Origin of the sequence: Anoxybacillus sp. FSL W8-0382, from assembly GCF_038003845.1 — a bacterium.
Lineage (GTDB): Bacteria > Bacillota > Bacilli > Bacillales > Anoxybacillaceae > Anoxybacillus > Anoxybacillus flavithermus_G.
In genome coordinates this window covers 1,234,819-1,258,418 of the sequence record NZ_JBBOPX010000001.1, presented here as the reverse complement: position 1 = coordinate 1,258,418, position 23,600 = coordinate 1,234,819, and the positions used below count along the sequence as shown (strand labels likewise).

Sequence of the window (23,600 nt, the reverse complement as noted above, 5' to 3'; positions counted from 1 at the left end):
GTTATAGATGCTTGTTATGTGCAAGACACTAGCGCTACCCACCACGCTTGTTTAACCTTGCACGACAGAGGAACGGGCTGGAGAAGCACCCGAACGTGTCATGACATCTATAACGTAGGCTCTGTTTCAAGCCTTGGTCTGGTCAACATGGGGCTTACAAGCCCACGATTTTAGTCGTTGGGTTGTTGACGATCGTATAATTCATCTATGGTCATTTGTGATAATCTTCTCATAAAAATGCCCCTTTAGTGTCTGGCACGGTTCTTCTTTTCCTTCTGCAATCTGCTCAGTCGCACTTGTTCAAAATAACGTGTGAACTCTGACTCTCCTGAATAAGACAGACATAAGTATTCTTTCGCCCTTGTCATGCCGATATATAGTAACGAAACTTCCCGCTCGCGGTCTTCTTCAAGCGCGAATGGCATATTGTCAACATTGACGATAAAAACAGCTTGGAAATCGAGCCCTTTACTACTTTCAATAGCCCCGAACAGTGCCTGGCACCGTTATCCATTTTTTGTTCGCTTTAAAACGAGTGAACCAAGGAAATACTCGCTATCGCGTTTATTCATAAATGCGTAATACAAATCGTCAATTAAATCCTGTATATTTTCCGATTGCCAAACATAGGAACGTTGGTATTCTGGTATAACAAACCAAAAATCCGGCGAAAAAATTTTCTGTAGTACTCTTTTATCGGCATCTATTTTTCCATGTGTCATCGTATATACACCTCATTGTTAAGAACTCAGAAAACAGTGTTTGAACCCATTTTCCTGATACACTTACTGTTTCAATGTCATAAAAAACTGCTCCACCTGTTCCAGTTTTAATGTTCGAAGCAATTGGACAAATTCAGCATACTCGACTTCGTGTATGCTACGAATAGTTTCTATTTCATAACGGAGCGCCTCTTCAAACTCAGGAAAAACGGTGGCATACAGCAGCTGTCTTTGCTTCTCCAGCGGGTATTGGCGTTCTTGCAAATATAATAAAATATTTTTCAACTGCTGAATAAACAAGGGGGCCCGCTGTGTCCATCGCTCTAATAAACCGTTCCACGAAACATCTTTCCCCTCATTTCCTTCTTCTTCTTCAAACCAGCGCTGCAAAGCGTGGTACAACGCCTTCAGCTCATCCTCTGTTAACGTAACCCCTTTTCCCATTTTCTCATGAGCTGCATCCCAATCCCGTATATCAAATTTCGCCGGATAGCCGTTCCAGCTAATGAGATTAAGCTCCTTGCTCCATCCCTTCCCTGATTCCGACAGGACGGCAATCTTTTGTTTAATGTCAAACTGAATTTTAGTCATAGAACCTCACCTCTACTTCGAATAAATCGCTGAATCAAAGCCAAAGGCGTCATAATCCGCTCGGTAAAAATCGCGCACAAACGGTGAAATGCTGCGGAACGTCTTTCCAGTATACATGAGCTGCACTTCTTTTCTCGCTCGCGTCACCGCAACATACAACACTTTCTTTTCATCGTTTAATATCGCGTCGTAATCGGCGTTGTAGCTGTCGCTGTTTTTATTATCGCCCGCTCTTTTGTCCAAATCCTCGATTCTTCTTTTATTCGGATAATGTTCGCGATCGAAATGAATTAAAAAGACGTAATCAAATTCCAATCCTTTCACGCTGAACGCATCGGTAAAAAAGATCGGCTTTTTTTGTTTATTCAAATCAAACCGCTTGCCATATTGTGAGACCGTCACAACGTCAAAATTGCGATTGAGCTCCTGGAAAACAGGGCATTGGCGAACGAGATGTTCATCTGCATCGTGCCGATGGATGACCGCGATTGTCGCTTCCGGATCGTGGTGATGAATGTCTTTCACTTGGCGGATGAGATGATGGTTCAATTCCTTCGCATACGGGAAGTAATAAATACTAGGTTTCTTCCCTTCCCGCACAAATCGTTGATCATCGAAGCGATCGTTTTCTTCATCTAAAAATTGCAAACTGCTCGCCAACTTCATAATTTCTTTTGTCGAGCGATAGTTTGTCCGCAAATTTCGTGTCTTCCGCCCTTCAATGTGCAAACCTAACTCACGGTATGAAAACGGGCTACGCTTGTAAATACGCTGTTTCGGATCCCCAGAAACGACAATCGATTTTTTTACAAGCCCGATGAGTGCCTTCAACTGCATCGCCTGTAAATCTTGTACCTCATCAACAAAAATATAATCATACTTTAACGACTCTGGGATGTCTTCTAAATGTTTCAAAAGCAACAATGCGTAGTCCTCTAAATCCAAATGATTATGAAACTGTTTCTTCAATAACTCTTGGTATTGCTTATATAAGTAAAAAATCGTTCGGCGCTGCTCTTTTGTTAAACGCGGATTGTTCCCCCTGCCAGAGCGCTCACAATCGTAATAAGACTGCTCGGTAACCAAACCGTTCGCCTTCATCCAAAGAATTTCATCCATTAGAAACGTTCCCGCATGTGTTTTATAAAGCTTTTGCTCAGGCGGAAGTTGTTGATACTCGGCGCTTTCCATGAACGAATCGACAAGGGCAATCGTGCGACGGATAATCGCATCCTCATATCGGCGCATGTTTTGCAAATTCATTCGTAAAAACTCGGCATTCTTAAAACCTATTTCTCGTAGCAACTCGGCGGCCATATTGTGAAACGTCGTCATATGAAGCGTATGTTTGTCTTTCACTTCATGGAACCGCGGCGATTGAGCCACCCGTTTTCGCGCGTCTTCGATGAGCGTCGTATTGAATGAACAATATAAAATACGGAGTGGCCCATTTTCCTGTTCCATCACTTTCAGCAATTTATACAATAGCGTCAGGCTTTTTCCGCTACCTGCCGACCCATTAATTAGCATCTGCTCTTCTTCCTGCTGCACAACGGAAATTTGTTCTGCGCTCAACGTAATATTCGGCAAAAGACCTTGGGCATCAAAATAGTTCTGCCATGCTCTTGCCGCTTTTTTCGCAAAATCAAGCCGTTTTTTATGAAGATCAATTGTTCGCTGCATCAATGACATATTCACCGTCCTTACATACGTGAAGGAATGGGCACATGCGGCAATGTATTCCGCTCTCCGCTTCCACTTCATGGACGCCGAAATGGTTCATCAATTCGCGGATATGTTCATCCACTTTAAACGTATCGTTATCATACTGGTGTCTTGCCTTCCAATTTTTTGTGACAAGATACTTACTTTTCAAACGCTGAAGGTATTTCATCGCCTTCGGGTAATAGATGTTCTCGTATTGTTTGTAGACACGTAATCCTGAAATTCCTAACGTATCAAGCAAATTTTGCTTGAACGCATTCGTCCATTGCGGAAAGAGTGGAAATATCGTTTCGCGAAACAATGCCTCCCCATCCCCTTGTTCGCTCAGAAGACGACCAATTATTGAAAACGCTTGCTGTTGATGGAAATCATTTTCATAAACCGGATGATGTTCAATCAACGCGTTCAAAAAGAATTTTCGTTTACAAAAATCGCTATCGATCCATAACAAATCAGGAATGTGCCGAAGCGCTTCCACCGGAAATGACTGTTCCTCAATCGTCGGCACTTCCCACAACAACTCATCCTCTTCTTCCACAAACGTCGTTTCTTTCATTCCATATAATTCTTGCAATATAGTAAAATAAATGCTCGGTCCATCGTATTCGCGCCAATTTTGGATATAACTAAACGTGACCATTTCATTTCCAAACGCTAATAAGTGGTAGAGAGCGTATACAGCCGTGCTGTTAGCTGCATGCCGCGAATAATAATCGACTAACAAAGCGTTAATTCTCATTGTTTGGTTCCAACCGATAAACGAGCGGCGAATGCATTCTTTCATCCACGTATACGTCAGCGCGTTTGGCAGTTCCGGCGTTTTCCATGGAAACAGTTGAAACGACATGCCCGTCAGATGCACGTGTTTCGCACTCAATGCCTTGCCCGCTAACTGATCGAAATTCAAAATTTTATCGTGCTTATGTTCCTTCGCTCCGAAATGGAGAGAAAGAAATAAATACATTTCTTCTTTCGCAAACTCCCAATGCTCCGGTATCGAAAGCGAAAAGAGCTTCTCCATCTCCATTTGTGACTTTGCGTCCCATTGTGTTTTCACAGAATCATACACTTGCTTCAATTCATGAAGATACACACGAACATTTCGCTTCTCTCGCTCCCCTAATAACAACCGTTGCACTTTACGTGCTAAATCTTTCGTACACTCCATTAGTTGCTTAATAGTGATGTCGTATCGAGAACGATGGACGTATGAAAAGCTGCGAAATGGATTGCTCAAATATTGCTTTAGTTGATGGCGACCGGTTTGTTCTTTAGCAACCTCATCAAAAGCGGCGCTCACCTCTTGCAGATCAATGAGTGATTGCAACCGATCTATAATATCCGCAAATGTCGCGACCCCTTCCATGTAATTACGTAAATCAATTAACAATGTGAGTGCTTGCGACCCATCAATTGCTCCATAATGCACCCATCCGGAGGTCATCATGTTCACATAGTCGTCATACGTCAGAAGAACGCCCGCCTCTGTTTTTTTGCATCTTTGCAACGATAGAAAAAATTTTCCGTATCGACTCGCATAAAAATGAGAATTTCGATGGTGACCGACGTACACGTTCAACTCTTCTTCGTAAGTCGCCAGCACCTCATGCCGCTCTTTTTCGATCGGACACCGTTCTAAATAGTTTTTTAAATCCGTAGGATGAGCAAACGAAAGAAAATTAATGCCGTCAAACGAATCATCTGAAATCGAAAAAGAAGCATCGACGTACTGGGCAAACTTCGCCCCCCGTAGTGGCTGCGACTCTTCTACGCACTCCCAATTCCCTTCATCATTGCTCACATGCCGATAAATGTCACGCCACGTTTTATATAAGTTTGGTGCCCCTGGGTTAAACGGAATGTAAAAAACAACATCAAATCCAACTTGTGCGAGCAAATAAAATAGCAACATTTTAGGTGCGTCAATATAATCGACGTGATGGACGCAAATCACATGTGCGTCATCCTCAAGTCCCAACGCTTCGGCTACGCTTTTTCGCGAAAGGTGGGCGCGCGCTTTCCAATATTCTAATAAGACGTTATCAGAGCGTAATGTTTCCATCATGCCAATGAAAAACCTCTGCTCCTCGTTTAACTTTAACGAAGGAAGAGGAGATAAAGAAAATGGCCCGATTTCTGCCAAAAAACGGACAGATGCATAAAAATCATCGAGCCGTTTTTCAAAGTACGTCACCTTTTCCTTCGGTGCGTGACGATGTACGTAATCGCGAACGAGCGAGCGTATGTACACCTCCGTGTAAGGATGATGCCAATGCGGAAACAGTGCCTCAATAAATGGCGGATATGACCAGACGCGATTTGCTTGACCGCCGATACTGCTTAAGTAGTCGGCCAAAGCAGCACTTTGGGTAATATGAATCTCTCCGTTCTGGATGCGGAATTGCTCATAAAATTTTTTTGTATGCTTATAATACTTCACTTTAAACATACAGCACTCCTCCACTCTCAAGCAAATCGTCCCAGCATTGCGCCGTGTATTGAGTCATTGGCGAAGAACTATTAACGTACACCGCCCTTTTTGCTCGTGTTAAAGCGACATATAACAGCCTTGCTTCTTCTGCTGCTATCTCTTGTTTTTCTTCCCCTATGTGCTCTTTATAGTGGTTATTTTGTAATTCAAACCCATTCCAATTGACGTAATAGCCGACATTCCATCTAGAACCGTGAGAGGTAAGAAATACATCGGTCGTTCCTTGTTTTGTAAAATGGTTTTTCGTCAGCGGCAATATGACATACTCAAACTCCAGTCCTTTCGCCTTATGCACAGTCATCACTTTAATACGGTGAGCCACTTCTTCTTCTAACTTCTCTTCGTTTTCTGTTGTGTCGGTCGCCATCTTTACCGCCAAAAATGCTTCGATATCATATAAGGTAGCACGAAAGCCTCCGAGCTCTTTTTTCAACAAATACATGAGTTTATCGATGTTCAACTTATACTCTTTCATTTTAGCAATCGCCTCTTTTTTCTGCATCTCCACATTCCCATCTGGAAACTTCGTCCGCAAATATGCATAATAGCGACGCCGGAACACTTCATGCGGTCGGATGTCAGCAATGATCTTTTGCAGCACATCAAGCGCTGCTTCCGTATGCCAATTGTAATTTTCATAGACAGACCGATCAAACGGCTCGAGCAATTCGAGAATAAACTGCTTCTCTGCAGAATAAGAGGAGAGCACACGAGCAATCGTTAGGTCGTTTTCGCCATAAGAACTTTGATGAAACAAATACCGATCTTTGGCTACTTTCGGATGGGTTAAGCGTCGGACTAATAAATAAAACTCGCGAACAGGTAATGAGCGGTAAAAATCTCCTGAGATGACTGCGTCGCAAAAAAATCCAAGATGTTCAATCCGTTTGACCATTTCAAGCACTTCACGGTTCGAGCGAACAAGCACGGCGATATTTTTCCCTTTTAAACGAGAAAGCAAATATTGGAGCGATACATCATCCAATTCAAGTGCCACTAACCCTTCTTCCTCTTCTAGATCTTCGCGTCCAGAAAGTAGTTCATCGGTGGAATCGAACGAAAATTTTGTCACGACGTGTGGCCATTTTCGAAATAACGTGTTCAATTGCTGAAGCAGCGTTGGCGTGGAACGGTAATTTTTTTGCAAAGCATATAAACGATATAACGCTCCTATCTCTTCAAGGCGCTGTTGCAGTTGAGAAAATGCGGTATAATCGGCGCCGCGGAACCGGTAAATGCTTTGTTTGACGTCTCCTACTGCAAATAGCTGACAGCCATATTTTTCGACAAGCCAACTAATAAACTCGACTTGCATCTCATCTGTATCCTGCATCTCATCAACAAACAAATAGCGAATGTCAAGCCTTAAGGAATCAGAAGGGAGATCGGAAAGCAACGTTAGGCGACTAATTAAATCGCTCATTTCCAACGTTTCTTCCATTTGTTTCTGTTCATCCAACTCTACAATCGTGCGTTTGACCACATAATCAACGAACACGTGAAAATAATGAGTATCGCTACCGAAATCAAGCGTGTGCACTCGTTCCAAAGGCATCGACTTATTTTGAATTTGTTCAATGATCCCATTCAACGAACGAATAATTTGATAATGAGGAATGTGGCGAAAACGATTATATATATCTGGTTGCTCACGAGAAAATTGGTCAATATATTTTTCAATCGTTTTTCGTCGTTCGTGCTTATATGAGCGGATTTTCATCGTACGGGAAAAGCCAAGCACCTGCCCTTCTGTCACAAGAAATTTGCGGGCGAACGAATGAATCGTTCCAATCGTCATGCCATCGATTTGTTCCATCCACTCTAAATATTTTCGGTCTTTCGTCATATCATAATAGTTTTTTAGTTTTTGCAACAATTTTGATCGCATATGCGCCGCCGCTTCGTTCGTGAAAGTAATCATGACAGCGGTGCGTAAATCGAAAGAAGGATCGATGTGCTTAAGAAACATAATACGGTTAATCATTGTGGTCGTTTTTCCCGTACCTGCACCTGCTTTGACGATGTAATGGCTGCTCATATGATCGTGTTCGAGCAAATATTGTTCTTTATTGAACGAGCTGTTTTGTGACAAATAATCTAATAACCTCGGATCATCTACACGGCCATCTTCAATAAACAATGAACGTCCTTCCCATTCTTTGGAATAGCGAACCATCGATATGTTCAATAATTCTTTTTGATGAGCTTCTTGAAAAACAGGATTTTCCAACAATAGTTCCGGATCATCAAATGTCAACATATATACTTTTCGTCCACTCTGAACATACTGACAAATCTCCTGAAACAACGACAGTTGAAGATCAGGCGAAAAAATCAACAAAGAATACTTCGCGTTGTCCATGGCTCCACAACACTCCTAATTATTCTCATCCACATTCATTATAACGCGGTTTCTAAAAAATAGGTAAACTATTCTATATTTCACCTATCACATTTTTTGGAAAATTAAATAGGCACGCTGGTGAACCACCAACGTGCCTTGTGCATCGTTCGCGTGATAAGAGGGCTAACCTTCTTCCCCTTACATTTCCCAATCTTCTCCTGCCCAATACCAGGCAGCACGGTATGCAGTTGCTTGAACACCGTTCGGTGAATAACGAAAAGTAATACGATGCGACTTTAATGGACTTAATAGTTCTTCCAGCTCTTCGTTTCCTAGCACCCAAAGTGCTCCATTGTTTTCTCGATTGTCGAGTACTTCCAATCCTTTGGACCGCAAATAATCGACAATATTGCTGCTGTCGATGCGTTCCCATTCCTTACTAAAATGGTCGCCTACTTCCCCAACTTTCTCCTCGCTTACAGCTACCTTTTTAACCGTCTGTGCTTCAGTGGACTTTAGTTCAGGCGTTAGTTTGACGTTCGCTAAAACGGCAGCTTCTTCATTCCGAGAATCAACGTGAACCGTTTGTTGTTCTACTGTGAAATTATCCTTAAAACCTTCCCCTCCGTGAGCGGAAGACGCCATTTCGAAATCACTGACATCATCCCCTCCTTTCTCTTGAACAGCGAAATCGCGAACATTTCTTTGTTCATGAGCTGAGTGTACCTTTGGATTGTCGGGCGCGACTTGACGAACAACAGACTGACTCTGAGTTTCATACGTAATCTCTTCATTTATCGACGTACATTCAATATTCGACTGCACCTCATAAGGTTCAATCCCCATTTCCTCTAATTTAACCCACAAACTTGCAAGCGCGCGATCTGGGTCGCGGTAAAAGTCACGGCCGCGCACGCGCCAGAACGTCCAACCAATCCGCTCTAACATATACTGCCGTTCCATGTCCGCTTCCCACTTCTCAATTCCATGGAATTTTTCCCCGTCGCACTCCACTGCCAAACGATTACGCATCCCCTCCACCACGAGGTCAATGCGCCGTCCTGCTACTTTCATTTGCGGAATGACACGGAATCCCCGTGCGCGAATGCGGCGAAGCACTTCCACTTCAAATGGAGAATCACACATTTGTTCTAACTCTTTCATCTCCTCTTGCATGCGCGCTGGATTTAAACAATACGAAAGCAATCGATGCCGCAAATCCTCTGGTTTCAAGTCTTCTAACCCCACCGAATGATAGAGGCGCATTTGATTGCGTGCACGGCTTGCAGCGACGTTAAAAATTTGTTGGAAGTTTTTCTTCGTCAGTGACTGAAAACGACGATTCGGCGCGACGACCATCGACAAGAACATAACATCGCGCTCATCCCCTTGGAATGCGTAGGCGTTGCCGCAGCGAATTTTTCGCTCAATAATTGCTTGCTCACCGATTGTGTTACGCAACATCTTTTCAATGAGCTCGTGCTGTTTATTACCTTGTAACGCTATCACGCCAATTGTCTGACCGTCATATGCTGGATCTTTTAGTAGCGCGGCGATATCCTGAACAATTTTTTCCGCCTCTGGTCTGTTGATTGCTTCTGTTCCTTCTGAACAATAGCCGTCTACTACACGAATCGCTAGAACAGGTGGTGTCAACATTTCTTCCTTCGTCGGCAAACGGAGAGGAATCATGTTGCCGTTATAGCTTAAATCGTTGGAAAACTGAATAATTTCTGGAACGCAACGGAAATGCTCTTTTAACATGAGCCGTCCCGATTTTGGGAAAGTTTGATCGGCTATATCGTATAACGACGTTTGCAAATCAAATAATCTCGCGTTTGGAATGCCTTGCAAATATTGTTGAACGAGGTTCGTGACATCTTCCGATTTTACACCTAAATCGTACGGACTGATTTGCTCGTCATCCCCGACCACAATGGCACGTTTTGCACGAAGCAACACAGGTAAAGCTAAAATGTTACATTGGCTACTTTCATCGACAATCACAACATCAAACTTTTCATTCGTGACCGGGAAGTTCTCCAACACTTGCTGAATCGGCATAATCCAAACAGGAATCGCTCCTTGGCATTTTGCCATTTCTCGCTGCGCTTCTCGTAAATACATCGCCGCATTTTTCCCTGTTCCTTTTCCATAGCGCTTAATATACTTTTTCCATGCAAACAAGGCCCGTTTTTGTTCTTCTGTTATGTTTTCGAGCTGATATTTCCAACTCGATTTCGCAACAATTAGTTGAATAAGCTTTTGTTGAGTACGTTGCTCCAGTTTTATAGACTTTTCCAGTTCCACAGAATCAAAACGATCTAGTTCATGTAGCCATGTATGAAGAGTCTTGAACTTCCAAGCTACATGAAACGATGCTGGCATCGGTTCATCTTGTCCGAGCAGACTTTCGATCCACTGTGCAGTTTTTGGTGCAGCGTTCTTCATCACAGTAAGTAGCGATTCGAAGCGGGCGGCCTTCTGCTTCGTTTCTTGCAGGCGATTAAGGTTGTCAAGCGCTGTTTTCCAAGCGACTACATCTCTCGTTTGCAGTGCTTGTAACAGTTCTTCCCATATTTGATGGATGTTATGTTGCTTCATGCGTTGCTTCAATTCTGCTTGAATTCCTTCATATTTTTCTTCCCATTCGCGCAGCTCACACTTACGAATCTCCTGCTCGACTGCTTGACGAATAAGATGATATGTCGACAGTTCCTCCCATTTTAAAGACATAGAGGCAGCGGCTTCTTTGAGCATTAAGCGAAGCTGGTCTATCTTCCGCACCATTTCAAACACTTGATAAACGACCGCTAATTCATTATCCATTTGGCTAATAGTAGTCGGGCTATCCTCAATGTGTGTTCCCCCAAGTGGTTCCATCATGTTGTTCCATTTTCGAATAAGTCGCTCTTTTTCTTCTTGCGCCTCGATGTATTGTTCGATGATTTCAAACTCTTGCACCGTTTCAACCGGTTTGTTGTTAAGTACTGGTTCCTTAAATAAATATTTGACATCTTTTCCCTTTAACAAAAAGTACAGCGCGCCTGTTTTTCTTTGTTGTAGCGCTTCTTTCGCTTTCATGACATCTTGTTTGAACGCAAACAACGGTTTTGCAGGGAGAGAGATAACATAATCACTCAATCTCTTATAAGAAAGAAGCAACGACTCCATCGTCTGCTTGACTTCAGAAGCAAACTGCTCCCAAATTTCTTTGCGCACACCACCGCTGTCGACATCTTGTAGTATTGCGCGATAAAGCGGTCGTTCAAACAAATGCTCACCCGCTAAAATGTGGTTCAGTATCATTAACACCTCACGCAACACTTCTTTCGGCAATGGAACGGACAAATCAGTTTCTCCCGCTCTCACCCGCGCTGCCAGTGCCTCCCCTTCGGCTAAAAGCGTGTGAAAATCTCCTGGTGAAGGAAGTGATTGACGCTCCGGCAATTCATACATCAAGAGACGGTAATCGGTTGACGTCAGCTCCCCCCTCAATTTCCAAAGCTCCGCGAATTGTTCCTCCGATATCGGCACCGAACGATTCATTTCGATATCATCCGCAATCCAATCATATGGGACAGGTGGTTTTTGCAACATACGTGCTGCATCCGCACGGAAAATGGCTTTTCCATCCCAATGAACCGTTTCATGTTCTTTCAGCGCCAAACGCCGTAACTCTGTTCGATATTGCGCTTCCCGTCTACGGCTATTCTCTAGAGCCTTCTTCGCTTGTTCAATGTCTTTAGTCAATTGATTAATATTGGCACTCCCTAGCTTTTCCGAGATAGAATTGATAGCATTTTCCATTTCTTGTAACGAATCACGGCTGCCACCAAGCATCGGGACACATAGACTCTGAATATCCTTTGGAATTTTATCACGTAATACCCGAAGCGGACTTTCTTTTTGACTTGTAATCAACACTTTTTTTCCATGCGCAAGCAAATGTGACACTAAGTTGGCAATCGTATGTGACTTCCCTGTTCCTGGTGGGCCCTGTACGCTCACACTATAAGAAACCGCAATACGTCTAGCAATTTCTTTTTGGTCTTCATTGGCCGGAAGCGGGAAAAACAGGTCTTCTTGTGCTTGTTTCCATTCGTCGGAATCAACTGGGACAGCCGCTATCGCTTCCCCGACAAGTGATTGAATCGTCGGTGGCACCTCAAGCGTTCCGTTTTGAATCCCTTGCAAAATCATGCGCAAATCCCGTTTTAGCACGCGTTGATCTTTCGGTCGCACCATAAACAAAAAGCGCTGGTACAGCTTTGGAGCATCTCCAGTAGAAAGTGGAGCACGAGTATCCCGAACGTATTCTCCGTTCGCATCGAGCAAATGGACAAGTTTCGCGAACGACTCATCTAGTGCATGAAAGATATCCTTCGTCAACTCCGTCTCTCGCCATTGATCTGCCATGTCTTGAATTTGTGGAGCATTTGGAATGGCAAATCCACTTAATACTTCCAATTCCGCCTGTATACCGTTAGTTGCCGGCTTGAGATGGAATACGCCCTTTTCCGCTAAAAACTCCAGTTCCATGCGCACCGTCGCGATTGGATGCTCAATACTCTCTTCTTTTTTCCATGTGAGCATTCCTGTCCCAAAAACGAACTCTAATCGCTCCCCTTCGCGTTCAAAACGTTGATACACTTGGAAAAGATCCTCATATATTTTCTTCTCACGTTTTTTACGCGCTAAACGATTTCTCCAGTTTTTCCATTCTGCAAGCCACGTTTCATATGCGCGCTGGCGATTAAAATCGTCGGCAAAGCGTTCTGGACGTTCACCATCCTCTCCTTCTATGACCCTCATCGGCTTCGTACGAACGGTTTCAAGCTTCCAGTCGCTATAATTATCTTCAAGCCATCCTTGTAGCGAATTCGGAGGAGACGGCGGAATTTCCTCTTTTTTGTCAATATGTATCTTTCGTACTTCCAACCACACATCATGAGGTTCGCTTGGAAATACGGTACAATTCTCTAGTTTAAGAAGTTCTGCATCCCATATGTAAAAATCGTTATATTCACGATACTTGCGGATCACCTTACTTCCTTGATTGCTTAGTTCAATGAGATACTGAAAAAGACGCTCGATCTTGTTGATACTCATACATTCACCCCATCCCATTTTCCAATAGAACATCTCCATTATAAACATCTTTCACCATTTGCGCGACTTGTAAACGAAAAAACTGCCACACACCTAAAACCACCTATCTTTATATATATCACCTATATATATTTCATGGGTAAGGAAATAATCACCAAGCTTATCGATGTGACCTAACGTAATCTTAAAGAAGCGCTCAATGGATAGAGGCAAGTAAGCGATACACGCTAAACAATAATAAAGCTGAGGGAATTCAAAAAATCCCCTCAGCAATAAGAAAGTGGTGAAAAAGAAAGCACTGCATTAACTTACCGACCGTTTCATAACAATCGCGCCACTCGCCCTGCTGCATTCCGAATTCGGTTATAGCTGATTCGACCGCTGACAAAAAATATCTCACACATTGTTGTTCTGTAAACAGTGGAGCCACATTTCTAATCTATTATTTTTGCAAATTCTCCAGTACAAAAAGGACGGAATACGCATGATACTAAAATTTAACACCTAAGCAGCGTAACATATCAAAGGTATCCGCGTAAGGCACGTTGAATGCGCGGCAAACATTTGGAATGAGGATTCGCCTTTTGGAATTGGGGTCAAATTGCTCATGTGTCACGACTGTAAAATCGTATGTTTTTGCGAACGCGATGAGCCAGCTATCCGCCGCGCTTGCAAACTCGCTTTTAGCTGCATCATGATATTGGTTTTACTGAACGGCCCACGTTATAATGTGCCCATATGTGCTAATAACCTCCGGCTTATCCGTCGGTTCAAACCATCCAGCAAAATGTTCATTCGCCCATTTGCTCAATTCATCTTCTTTATGGAAACTATTCATTTCCTGTTTCACGCGGTCAATGCTGATGATGCAACCGCTTTCCGCATGCTGAACTAAAGCGTTCCAGAAGGAAGGAGCGATGTCAAAAGAATAATACCGTTTATAAGCTTCAATGAAAACATTCGTATCCATCACAAACTTATGGTTAGGGCTCATACAAATCTCCCGCCATCGACATATTTAGCAAACTTATCGAAAGTGGTTCCGGATAGCCCCGTCAATCGATAGGCTTCACGGTAAAGGATCGTTCCTTCCTTTGCAGCTCGTATCACCGCTTCAGCAAAACGGCGGCCAATGCGCATATTTTGAATAGCATAAAAGTTGCCCCCACCGTCCGTTTTCGCTTCTTCCGCCTCTTGTCGGAACCGTTTAATATACGCTTCATAAAACAAACAGAACTCTTCTTTTGCAATCAGTTTTAAGTCTAGAGCTCTGCGGGCAGCCACAATTTCACTGATTTTAAAATGGCGGGCGATTTGTTTAAAACGATCTTCTGACGTGCCGACACGCTTCCATAAACGAAGCAATTCGTCTTCAGGGGCAAGAAACTCCGCTGCAGCTGTGTTACACATACTTTCAATTTTAATATCAGCAGGTTGAAGATTGGCTAAGTCGAACGCAGCGCTAGTCCCATACCAAACATGGGCAAGTTCGTGCGCCAATGTAAACATTTGTTCGGCCTTCCCATCTCTCCCATTCACAAATATTAAGGGAGCATAGTCATCAATAAGGACGAAGCCGCGAAACCCAGCAACATCTAATTTTCGATGCGTATTATTTCCGACTACTCCGTTAATGACCACGATAATCCCAATATCTTCAATTTTTTTAATGAGGTTTCGTAAAGCTTCCTGCCAATTCGGCTGCCTCGATGCCCAATCATTTTCTAACCCTAACGTTTTTCTCATATTTTGGGCAACGAGCTTTGGATTCGTTGATAAGTTCGCACGGCCTACATAATCCAAAGGTTGGTTGCCTAATCGAATTAAATAATCGCGCATCCATTGTTGCCGTCTCTCCATCGTTTGAACCGTTTCCAAAAGATTGGGACTCGGCTGCGTGGCTCCTTCATCCTTCACCGTACGATAATGGGGAATGCTCAACTTCTCCTCCGGCGGACTCGGAAGAAAGAAATAACCAAGAGGGATAGACGTCGCTTTCGCAAGCTTTTCGAGTTGCTTCAACGTCGGTTGGCTCTCCTGGCTAATCCATTTATCGATATGAGGAAACTGATCTTTCAGCTTATCCAAACGATCCGCACGTTTCATCGCCCATTGCAAAACACTCGGTTTTACCTCAACCTTCGTCATCATGTGCCCCTCCTCTTACATACAGTATGACACAAATGATGGAAAAGGAGAAGGGAGTGAGTGCTTTTTATCTGCGGTCGAACCGCTCTACATTCCATATTCGTATGTTCCACGTCCGCGAACAATTTGCGGTGTGTCAGACACCGATTTAAAAGGTAAACGCCAAATAGCCCCTACCTTTTTTGAAGGCCGGGGCTTAGGGTATTATTTAGTTAGCTGATCAAAAGCAATACATAAGGGAGTGTGGTTGACCAAGGAAGCATTCGATCCAATGCGTGCTTGTCTGACAAATCCATATTGGGAAGCTTCTTAAAAAGATAGCGAAGGTAGTAATACGGATTTTGTTGTAGATCATGGTGCTGGCTCGAGCGAACAGTGACAGGCACTGTTCGCTATGCCATACTTATGTGCGTTTTTTGCATGAACAAGCTTCCCTAATTGATCAAATGCTCTTTCCATATAAACAAGAAACCCCTTACAAAATTATTGAATAACGTTTATTTAGTTAATAAACAAATTCCCAAGAGAGACAGCAATTCCATAATTACTGTCTCCCCACACAGGGACTCTCTATCTGCTTCACATATTCATACATTGCAACTTCGCCTGCTCTAACACATCCTCAACCGCCTTCGGCTGTTTGTTTGGCGGATAATCATATTTTCGTAACACTTTTTTTATCTGCAAGCGCATGCGTGCTTGTGCTTGTTCTTTTTTATCCCAATCGTGCGTACGATTTTCTTTCACTGTTTTTGCCAGCTCTTTCGCGATTTTGATTAAAATTTCATCTTCCATTAATTTTTTAATATCCGGATCTGAGCCTAACACATCAAAAAATGCTTTTTCCTCATCCGTTAAACCAAGTTGTTTCCCTGCTTGGATCGCTGCTTCCAATTCTTCTTTAAATTTAATGAGTTCTTCAAATACTTCGTATACATCCGTATAATCGTTACGGTTGTTGTATTTTTCTAATATTTTTTCAAAGCGTTTGGAAAACGCCTTGCTGACCGTCATGTTTTTCTTTTTCACATCTTGCAATTTTTCCTTCAAGACGCGCATGAGAATATTAGCGGCAATGTTCTTTTGCGGCAGCGCGCGAAGTTTCTTTATATTCTCTTCGTTTAACAAGTCAAAACTCTCGGATGAAGAAGCCTGCGTTAATACCATCACTTCATCTTCTAAAATTGCCTCTTCTAACATGTTTGAGATTCGTTCATTGACTTCTTTTAAATCCGGTGTTCCTTTTCGCGAAGATTTCATGATAAACGAACGAACGGCAATAAAGTAGGAAATTTCTTCTTTTTGCTCTTTGGAAAGCAAACCGGTGCAAATTTTATAAACATCTTTCAACTTTTTCGTTTCCGTCATAAACAGCGATTTTCTTTTTTCTGTTTGTTGAACAAATTCCGCTCCGTCGCGAATGACTTCATAGCGCTTTTTATCGCTATCACCGAAAAAGGCACGATAATCAAACGAATAGAACATGTTGCGCAACACTTCGAGGATGTTTAACGCGATGTCGCGAGCTTGGCTGTTTTCTTGCACTTTATCTTGGTCGCGTTTCGTATACGTTTGCAGTGCTTCCATTAAATTTTTCTTTAAACCGATATAATCGACGATCAAACCGCCTGTCTTGCCTGGATAGACACGATTGACGCGGGCGATGGCTTGCATCAAGTTATGTGCCTTCATCGGTTTATCGATATACATCGTATCAAGCGCTGGAACATCGAAACCGGTTAGCCACATATCAACAACAATCACGATTTTGAACGGATGATTGACATCTTTAAATTCTTTCTCCCGCTGTTTCCTCGTTTGTTTATTCCCAACAAGCTTCGCCAATTCTTCTGGATCTTGGTTGTTTTCTGTCATGACAATTTTCACTTTTTCTTTCCAATCGGGGCGTTGTCTCATGATTTCTTGATACATCGCAAATGCTGTTTTTCGCGAATAGGCGACAATCATCGCTTTCCCTGCAACGAGATTTTTGCGTTCCTCGTAATGGCTAATAATGTCGGCTACGACTTCCCTAATCCGGTCTTTATCGCCGATAATTTGCTCCATGCGACTCAAGCTTTTCTGGCTTTGTTCCACAATATAGTCGTCAACGCCTTCGTTAACTTGCATCTTCCAATATTCTTGATCAATTTCATTCATTTTTTTCTCGTCTAGTTTTACCTTCGCCAACCGGGATTCATAATAAATTTTCACGGTTGCCCCGTCTTGAACCGCTTGTGTCATATCATACACATCAATGACATCACCAAACAATCCAGTCGTCGATTTGTCCGTTGTTTCAATCGGCGTGCCAGTAAACGCGATATACGTCGCATTCGGCAAAGCTTCCCGCAAATATTTCGCATAGCCGTACTTTTGTTCACCGGTTTCAATATCGTATGTCGGATCGACACCGTATTGTGTGCGATGAGCTTCATCAACCATGACAATGACATTTTCTCGATCAGAAAGCAAGCCAGTTTCTTCTTCAAATTTTTGAATCGTTGAAAAAATAATGCCACCAGTTTGGCGATTTTCCAATAGCTCTTTTATATGGCTCCGCGTTTCGGCCTGTTGTGGTGTTTGCCGCAAAAATTCACTTGCTCCGGAGAACGTTTCGAATAGTTGTCCGTCTAAATCATTCCGATCGGTAATGACGACAATCGTTGGATTTTTCAATTCTTCCCGTTTCACTAAGTTCCCAGCAAGGAACACCATGGAATAACTTTTCCCACTTCCTTGCGTATGCCAAATAACCCCTGCGCGCCCACCGTTTCCAATCGCCTTGATTGTCGAAACAATCGCTTTGTTCATTCCATAATATTGATGATACGCCGCCATAATTTTTGCTTCGTTTGTAAATAACGTAAAGTTTAACATGACATCTAAAAGACGTTTCGGTTCAAATAAACCAAACATTAATGTTTCTAACTCACGGTTTTCCATTACTTCATCTTCGGCACTAATTTTCTTCCAAGCCATAAACCGGTCAAGCGGCGCGGTGATCGTTCCCGCACGCGCCTGAATCCCATCGCTAATGATAAGAAACGCATTGTAGTAGAACAATGAAGGGATGTGGACGTTCATATAATTTTTTAGCTGCTTATATGCATCTTCAATATTGACTTCTTCGCGTGACGTACTTTTTAACTCAAATACGACAAGCGGCAGACCGTTGACATACAGCACGATGTCTGGGATTTTCTCCTGTCCTTTTTCGATGACTTCTAACTGGTTGACAACGAGAAAATCGTTGTTTTCTGGCTTTTCCCAATCGATGAGTCGAACATGATGGTAAACCGTCTCCCCATGCACAAGCTCAGGCACTACTACCGCTTCTGTTAAGTATTTATGAAACATTTTATTGTTCGTAAATACGTCATTTGTTTCAAAATAGCGGATTTTTCGCATCGCCTCGCGAATGATCTCGACAGGCACTTCTGGATTCAATTTCACTAACGCTTCTTCCAAACGGTTGAGCAATAAAACTTCCTTTTTATCTCGCTTTAACTCCTTCGTTGGCATATATGGGTAGCCGAGCTCTTGGAAATATTCAATGACCGCTTGCTCTAGCTGCTCTTCTGTAAACACGCTTCCACCTCCCGTTCGGCGTCAACGACACGAATTTCTCCGGACATAAGTTTTGGGAGAAGGGTGTCCCTGATTGTTACTAATTTTTTACTCTCAATTCCATTTTCTTGAATTTTTCTTAAAAAAGTGCTAGTAACACTGTGGAAAGATTGAATAATACTATCATCTGGTATTACAATCATATACTTGTCTAAGAATGAATTAATATCTAGATTTTTTATACCAGTTGTTCCATTCTCATACTGAAAAAATACTCGTTCATCATAGAGCTTTTTCCAATAAAAATAGAAAAACTCGGTAAATTTCTTATTAATCAAATTAATTGCTCTACAAAAATTTGTACAAACTACACCCATTTGGAATTTAGACAACACTTCTTCGTTCACATACGTTATTCTTCCAGTAGACTGTGTAGGGCTCCCCCCTGATATTTCAACCACCAAATCCCCATTATTTAATTTTTTGTTATTAAAATTTCTTTCTAATATATATCTCTTAGGCAATGCCCCGTCCCTACCGATTGAAATCTCAGGGATATCCGTTCCTCTTAGACAATATACTTCTTTTATATAATTTCCTTGAGGCGATTCTTTTCCCCAATCACCTCCGATTACATTTTCTGTTAAATTTCTAAAATTTCCAACTTTCCATCCTTCAGGTATCATCCCCAACTCACTTTCCACCAACTTCCCGCCGCTTGATTTGTACGGTTCTCCGTTTGCATTTGGAAACTCGAAATCAACAAACCAACGTTGGAAAATAGCTTGGGCTATTTCTTCCAACGTTTTGTTCATTTCGTTATTGAGCTCGATTTTGTCGTCAATTACAGATAACAGATGCGCTATTCTTTTTTGCTCCTGTAATGGTGGCAGATTAATAATGGTGTTAGCTAACACATCATTTTGTACTCTTTGTCTACCAGATGAACCGGTCATAGATTTTATTGCTATATTTCTAAATTCCGGTGAAATAGTTAAGTAATATACAAATTTGCCGTCAGTTATTCCTTCTTTTGCCCTGAACACGATAAACTCTGTAGAACCAAAAGCAACTTCATCATCCTCAAGAATATCAACATAAGCAGTTTTACCATTTTCTAGACATGGAGTTATTCTTGCAAACAGAGTATCACCACTTTTAAATTTTGAACCGGATGTAAACTCTGCAATTTCATATGACTGTATTTTTCTCGTGAATTCCGCTATGTCTTGCATAGATACTTTTTTGGCTAGAGTTCCTTTTTTTAAGATCGTTCTAGGATTCATCTCTACAGCATCTATTAATTTTACTTCCTTCCATTCACTACAACTCATACCCTATCCCCCCCAACTGCTTGCGAATTTCTTCTTCCAGTTCTCTCGATTTCTTGAATTGTTTTGCTAATGTTGTTGTGAGCCGTTCCATTTTTTCTTCGAATGGTTCTCCGTCTTCTTCCTCTTCTTCGATGCCGACATAGCGTCCCGGCGTTAGGATATAGTCGTGCTCACGAATTTCTTCGAGTGAAGCGGATTTGCAAAAACCTTGAACGTCTTCGTAGTTATCATTGTTTTGCCAATTGATATACGTATCCGCAATTTTACGTATATCTTCGTCTGTTAACTCACGCAATTTACGTGTGACGAGCTGTCCAAATTTGCGAGCGTCGATGAATAATGTTTTCCCCAGATTTTTCTTGTTACGGTTTAAAATCCAAATACAAACTGGAATAGGTGTTGTATAGAACAATTTTTCTGGTAAAGCGATAATTGCGTCAACTAAATCGGCATTGACTATGTTTTTGCGAATTTCCTCTTCGCCAGAAGTCGTGGATGATAACGAACCGTTCGCTAACACAACCGCCGCTTTTCCGTTTTGTCCTAACTTGTCAATGATATGTTGCAGCCATGCGTAGTTGGCGTTTCCTGCCGGTGGTACACCGAACTTCCAACGCGGGTCTTCGACTAATTTCGGCTGTCCCCAATCGCTGTCATTAAACGGTGGATTTGCTAAGATATAATCCGCTTTTAAAGTCGGGTGTAAATCTTCATGGAACGTATCAGCATGTTTCGGACCTAGGTTATTTTCAATGCCGCGAATCGCCAAGTTCATTTTTGCCAGCTTCCATGTCGTCGGATTCGATTCTTGACCGTATATGGAAACATCAAACTTATTTCCAGCATGTTCTTCAACGAATTTTATCGATTGCACGAACATTCCACCGCTACCGCACGCCGGGTCGTACACATATCCTTTGAATGGTTGAATCATTTCGACCATTAGTTTAACGACACATTTTGGCGTATAAAACTCACCGCCTCCTTTTCCTTCACTTGCGGCAAATTTGCCGAGGAAGTACTCGTACACTCGCCCTAACACGTCTTTTTCTTTTGCTTCACTTCCACCGACGTCAATGTTAGAAAATAAGTCGATGATTTCTCCTAAAATGCGTTTATCTAATTCTGGACGAGAGTAATTTTTCGGGAGCACCCCTTTTAAACTATCATTTTCTTTTTCGATAGCATCCAAAGCTTCATCAACTATTTTACCAATTTCTGGTGACTTCGAACGTTCTGCTATGTAATTCCAACGTGCGTTTTCTGGCACCCAGAAAACCCCATCTGCCATATACGCATCACGGTCTCCCGCAAAATCTGGATCCTCTTTCATAAGCTCTTCCCATTTTTCTTGAAATGTATCCGAAACGTATTTTAAGAAAATAAGACCTAATACGACATGTTTATATTCTGCTGCATCCATATTGTTTCGCAGCTTATCCGCCGCCGACCATAACTTTTCCTCAAAACCGATTGTTGCCATGTTATTACCCCTTTCATTTTTTACATAAACAACGGATCTCTTGTCTATTTTACCATAAAAACCATTTTCAAATTTAAGGAAAGTATATTTTTCCATCATTTTCTTTATTTTGCCCCTCTTCTGAGCGCATGCACCATTGAAGAGGAGCTTCAGTATTACGACCCGATAATTTCAAACCCCGAACGAATGCCCATTTTTTCGTACAGTTTTAGTTTGGTTTCGTGTTGTTGTTGCTGTAGTTGTTTGATTTGTTGGTCAAGCCGCTCTTGCTCTTGGAGATAGGATTTCATCATCTCCTGTTGCTCGCTTAAAGGTAGCATTGGAACCGGAATGTCTTCTAAGTCTTTTATACTTAAAATCGATACGTTCGTTCCTACTTGCTTGCTTAGCAACAAATATTGCCCGACCGGACTTTCTAAAAACGTTTTTAAATAAAACGGATCAATCGTTTCATTTAAGCGAATGCCGATAAAGTTATGAGAGATTAATATTTTCCCTTCATGCGGTGGGATGACCGCAACTTTTATTCCCATGCCGCGGCTGGAAATAATGACATCGCCTTCTTGAACAAGATATGATTCGATTTTTGCATTGTTTTTAATTTCGTAAGAGGCGAGTTGCTCGATTAATAGTTCGCCGTTTTGGACATCTGATAATTTAATGACTTTATATTCCCCATTTTCCGTTTCCGCATCTTTCGCGGAAATGTTGATGCCGCGATAAAACGTGCCAAGCTGCTTTAACGGCTGTACTTGCGTCGATTGTTTGATTCGTTCAAGATGGAATTTGACTTTTCCATACGGCTCGATTTCCAATTCGCTGTGTTGCAAATACCGGCTACTTAGTAAATTCGTTTCTTGAATGTCTTGCACCATAACAAATTGGCTTATTTCCTCGATTTCTAGCCCGTTATGGTAGATTTCTGCAATTTTACGAACGTGCTCTTCCCCGAGATACTTTCTCCTTCTCCAGCCTTCTGCGTACTCGTTTTCTGCGTTAATAAACAACACCTTGCCTTTTCTTTCAGCGGCTTTGTTTTTATTTAGCACAAGTAAATTCGTTTGAACAGCTGTGTTGCCCAGCGGTACTGGCAAGGCAATGACTGCTTCAATGACGTCCGCAGCTAATAAATGTTCTCGTATCACCGCTTCAGGGCCGCCTCTAAACAGCGTTCCATTCGGGACAACAAGAACAGCTTTTCCCGTTTCATTTAACGAAGATAAGGCGTGTAATACAAACGCCATGTCGGCACTTGTGCGCGGCAACTTCCCGTATACAAAGCGATGGAACGGATCATGGATAATCGCTTCATAGTTCGTCATTTTCACCCCAAACGGGAAGTCCATCATCACATAATCAAATTTTTTCAGCATGTTCCCTTCGACAAACGCTGGTTGTGTCAATGTATCCCCTTGCGCTAACTGAGCGTCTGTGCGGCCGTGAAATAGTAAGCGTAATTTCCCAAGCGCCCACGTTTGCGGATGCATTTCCTGGCCATATAACGAAATGTCTAGATCGTTTCGCAAGGCGTAGTGGTGGGCGGCACATAGTGTTCCAGCCAATCCAAACGTCCCGTCATAAAAACTTCCGCTTTGCATCTGCAACATTCGGATGCCAAGTTCATTGACGCTGCTAGGTGTGGAAACGATGCCTGTTGCATATGTATCCATATGACTGACACGCGCGAACAACACCTCCACAAATTCCGTCCATTGCTCTTTCGATAAGGCGAGCGAATGAATGCGAGAGAACAGACGATACAATGTGCTGTCGCTGAACGGAATGGACGAATAAAGTGGTTCGTAAACCCCTTTTAAAAAAGGAATTCGTCCCTCTAATTCATTTAACATCGCTTTTAATTTTTCCGCTAAAAACGCACCTTCTTTTAAAAGAAACTCTAACGTAAGGGTAGTGGGCAGATTGTACTGTTCTTTATGTAATTCTAAAAATTTGACGCTTGCTACGGATGTAATTATTTGGAGTGAATCACTGACAGTCGCCTCTTCCCGCAGCATCTCAAACAATGAAAATAATTCCTGTTCGTAGTTCATAAAGTAGACACCCCACAATTATTTTTAGT

At 42.3% G+C, this 23,600-nt stretch carries 10 protein-coding genes and 3 pseudogenes; all 13 read right to left on the bottom strand.

What is annotated here, in order from left to right:
- Positions 1 to 245 precede the first annotated feature (245 nt).
- Positions 246 to 482, bottom strand: a pseudogene (locus NSS60_RS06640) (3'-5' exonuclease); the annotation flags it as partial.
- Positions 483 to 506: 24 nt separating this feature from the next.
- Complete coding sequence (locus NSS60_RS06635) at positions 507 to 722, bottom strand: DUF262 domain-containing protein (protein ID WP_192952281.1); 216 nt, start codon at positions 720 to 722, stop codon at positions 507 to 509.
- 384 nt (positions 723 to 1,106) lie between these two features.
- Positions 1,107 to 1,313, bottom strand: a pseudogene (locus NSS60_RS06630) (YdbC family protein); the annotation flags it as partial.
- Positions 1,314 to 1,325: 12 nt separating this feature from the next.
- Entirely contained in the window at positions 1,326 to 3,005 is a 1,680-nt protein-coding gene (locus tag NSS60_RS06625) for a UvrD-helicase domain-containing protein (RefSeq protein ID WP_241737705.1), read from the bottom strand.
- Complete coding sequence (locus tag NSS60_RS06620; RefSeq protein ID WP_241737706.1) at positions 2,980 to 5,487, bottom strand: hypothetical protein; 2,508 nt, start codon at positions 5,485 to 5,487, stop codon at positions 2,980 to 2,982. Before NSS60_RS06620 ends, NSS60_RS06625 begins: the two co-directional genes overlap by 26 nt.
- Positions 5,480 to 7,789, bottom strand: coding sequence for a UvrD-helicase domain-containing protein (locus NSS60_RS06615; RefSeq protein ID WP_241737707.1), 2,310 nt, complete (start codon positions 7,787 to 7,789; stop codon positions 5,480 to 5,482). Before NSS60_RS06615 ends, NSS60_RS06620 begins: the two co-directional genes overlap by 8 nt.
- A gap of 282 nt (positions 7,790 to 8,071) precedes the next feature.
- Positions 8,072 to 12,985, bottom strand: coding sequence for an AAA domain-containing protein (locus NSS60_RS06610; RefSeq protein ID WP_340720753.1), 4,914 nt, complete (start codon positions 12,983 to 12,985; stop codon positions 8,072 to 8,074).
- Positions 12,986 to 13,475: 490 nt separating this feature from the next.
- A pseudogene (locus NSS60_RS06605) lies at positions 13,476 to 13,955 on the bottom strand (DUF4411 family protein).
- Between the two features lie 20 nt (positions 13,956 to 13,975).
- Positions 13,976 to 15,133, bottom strand: coding sequence for an ImmA/IrrE family metallo-endopeptidase (locus NSS60_RS06600; protein WP_192953567.1), 1,158 nt, complete (start codon positions 15,131 to 15,133; stop codon positions 13,976 to 13,978).
- A gap of 579 nt (positions 15,134 to 15,712) precedes the next feature.
- Positions 15,713 to 18,724, bottom strand: coding sequence for a type I restriction endonuclease subunit R (locus tag NSS60_RS06595; RefSeq protein ID WP_340720752.1), 3,012 nt, complete (start codon positions 18,722 to 18,724; stop codon positions 15,713 to 15,715).
- Complete coding sequence (locus NSS60_RS06590; RefSeq protein ID WP_340720751.1) at positions 18,703 to 20,037, bottom strand: restriction endonuclease subunit S; 1,335 nt, start codon at positions 20,035 to 20,037, stop codon at positions 18,703 to 18,705. Before NSS60_RS06590 ends, NSS60_RS06595 begins: the two co-directional genes overlap by 22 nt.
- A complete protein-coding gene (locus tag NSS60_RS06585) occupies positions 20,027 to 21,520 on the bottom strand; it encodes a class I SAM-dependent DNA methyltransferase (RefSeq protein ID WP_340720750.1) in 1,494 nt (497 codons plus the stop codon). Before NSS60_RS06585 ends, NSS60_RS06590 begins: the two co-directional genes overlap by 11 nt.
- A gap of 155 nt (positions 21,521 to 21,675) precedes the next feature.
- Positions 21,676 to 23,571 carry an N-6 DNA methylase gene (locus NSS60_RS06580; RefSeq protein WP_340720749.1) on the bottom strand — a complete coding sequence of 632 codons (1,896 nt, stop codon included), beginning with the start codon at positions 23,569 to 23,571 and terminating at the stop codon, positions 21,676 to 21,678.
- Positions 23,572 to 23,600 lie beyond the last annotated feature (29 nt).

Bases quoted from the DNA above. Each gene is read 5' to 3' on its own strand.
- NSS60_RS06635 (WP_192952281.1), bottom strand. From the start codon at position 722: ATGACACATGGAAAAATAGATGCCGATAAAAGAGTACTACAGAAAATT.
- NSS60_RS06625 (WP_241737705.1), bottom strand. From the start codon at position 3,005: ATGTCATTGATGCAGCGAACAATTGATCTTCATAAAAAACGGCTTGAT.
- NSS60_RS06620 (WP_241737706.1), bottom strand. From the start codon at position 5,487: ATGTTTAAAGTGAAGTATTATAAGCATACAAAAAAATTTTATGAGCAA.
- NSS60_RS06615 (WP_241737707.1), bottom strand. From the start codon at position 7,789: ATGTTGACATTTGATGATCCGGAACTATTGTTGGAAAATCCTGTTTTT.
- NSS60_RS06610 (WP_340720753.1), bottom strand. From the start codon at position 12,985: ATGAGTATCAACAAGATCGAGCGTCTTTTTCAGTATCTCATTGAACTA.
- NSS60_RS06600 (WP_192953567.1), bottom strand. From the start codon at position 15,133: ATGACGAAGGTTGAGGTAAAACCGAGTGTTTTGCAATGGGCGATGAAA.
- NSS60_RS06590 (WP_340720751.1), bottom strand. From the start codon at position 20,037: ATGAGTTGTAGTGAATGGAAGGAAGTAAAATTAATAGATGCTGTAGAG.
- NSS60_RS06585 (WP_340720750.1), bottom strand. From the start codon at position 21,520: ATGGCAACAATCGGTTTTGAGGAAAAGTTATGGTCGGCGGCGGATAAG.
- NSS60_RS06580 (WP_340720749.1), bottom strand. From the start codon at position 23,571: ATGAACTACGAACAGGAATTATTTTCATTGTTTGAGATGCTGCGGGAA.